The organism is Psychromonas hadalis ATCC BAA-638 (assembly GCF_000420245.1).
Taxonomy (GTDB): Bacteria; Pseudomonadota; Gammaproteobacteria; order Enterobacterales; family Psychromonadaceae; genus Psychromonas; species Psychromonas hadalis.
This window is the reverse complement of the sequence record NZ_ATUO01000300.1, coordinates 1-1,818: the sequence shown is the minus strand read 5'-3', so window position 1 is coordinate 1,818 and position 1,818 is coordinate 1. Positions and strand designations below refer to the sequence as shown.

The following is a 1,818-nucleotide window of genomic DNA, read 5'->3' as shown; positions in this document are numbered from 1 at the left end:
AATAGATGAACGTTACTGAAAAAATTTCAGACTAAAAACTCAGCGCAGAAACAAATACAACCTACAGATTGAAATACAACTAACGCCGCAATAAGAGGACTAAAATAGTGGGTTAAAATGTGGAGCGAAGCGAAACGTAACCCACTGTTTTAGTTCCGTTTAATTGCCTTGTTAGCACCCTGTTCGACTTAATCAGAAGTATCTTCTTCAAAATCTACGTCATAAGGGAACAGAACGACTTCGCTTTCGTTGATCACCGAGTCACATGAATCAAGAGTTTCACGATTAATAACTGATGTGGCCATTACGTTGTTTTTAAAGGCAATATCAGTTATCCAATCCGATTCCCATATATTTACATCAGGGACATTTGCAGTTAAATGACATAATGGCTCATCAAACTCAATATCTGGTTGAATTGAATATGAAATACGTTGCAACCAAATATCCAAAATTCCAGTGCCAAGTATTGGCTTAAATTTATTCTTAATTTTTTCTAACAATGCTAACTTTTCGTCTTCATCATCAATAAACCTAAGCGCATTACTTAAAACAAGTGCGCATGATGCAAATGTTCGTGGGTTGTTCACCATAATGTCAGTAATGATGCTAATAATAGGCCTTGGATCTTCTTTTATTGTTTTCTTTGACTCTAATTTTTTGCTTAATTTAGCCAATTGTTTATCAAGTTGACCTGAATTTGGATGTTTTCTAGAAAAGATGACTAATTTTAGTAACGATTTTTGAATTGTTGTTTCCCATTGGCTTTTACTAAATAAAGCTAGAGCTTCAAGTTTATCTTTTTTGATAGAACTAAGAATAATATCTTCACTTGAGCTGGTTTTTGAAGCATTCAACTGTAAGCCTAGCTCTTGCAAGGTTAATGTGATTTGTCTTGCTATTGTTTCACTATCTTCTTTTGAATTTGTAAATACGCGATAATCATCGCGATACCTAATTATGTAATAATCCTCTATCCCAAGCTGATTTAACTTTAAGGTAAGCTCGCTATCGGCATAACCTAGTAATATTTCTGCAATGAAATCCATTAGAACAGAGCCCTGTGGTATTCCATTTGTCTGACCATTTTGCATGCTCTGTATAGTCTTATCAATTGCAACACCAACCATGCTCATTTTATTTCTATTTCTTGGTTCTTTAGCGACGTCCTTTGAATGAATAGCCCAAGCTATCGAATGCGTATACACCGATGGATAAAAGTTAGATATATCGGTCAAAAAGATATATTTAAACTCCAAAGATTTTACAATAGATAGTTGCTCTACATCATTCCACCACCCCATTACTGTTTCAGCTGTATCGGATGGACTCTCCTCTCCAGCTTCTCGAGGTAAACTAGCATTAAGTATTTTTTCATTACTAGTAAATGAGGTAAATCTATCTTTGATTAACTGCCAATTCGCATCTTCTGTTAATTTTAAAACCAAATGTACATATAGAGCTGGATGAATTAACGAGAAAGGACGCCATGCATAATGCCCATCTTTATTCGTTTGAAGAACATAATTAACACTATCAAAATTAGCGGCTTGCTTTAAGCCTATGTCACTAGCTCCATTTTGCTTTGCATTTAACGCATCTTTCACAGCTAATAAAAGAGGTTGAAAATCAAAGTATGGCGGAAGTGGAAAATTACAATAGCTTTTATGCTTTAGGAGAAAGTCTCGAGCCTCTTGTGGGCTCATAGTTGTTATTATTTTCATTTATTAAGGCCATATTTGAGAAAGACAGCACGCCATTGAAGGGTGCTAACGCCCATATTAACGGGCTAAAAATTGTGGGCTAAAATGAGTGAGG

1 protein-coding gene is annotated in these 1,818 nt (G+C 35.2%); it reads right to left on the bottom strand.

Going from position 1 to position 1,818, the window contains the following annotated elements; all coding sequences use genetic code 11:
- Nucleotides 1–188: 188 nt before the first annotated feature.
- The gene (locus G322_RS0119030; RefSeq protein ID WP_022943249.1) at nucleotides 189–1,724 is read right to left on the bottom strand and encodes an RNA-directed DNA polymerase; all 1,536 of its coding nucleotides are present in this window, start codon (nucleotides 1,722–1,724) and stop codon (nucleotides 189–191) included.
- Between the last annotated feature and the right edge of the window lie 94 nt (nucleotides 1,725–1,818).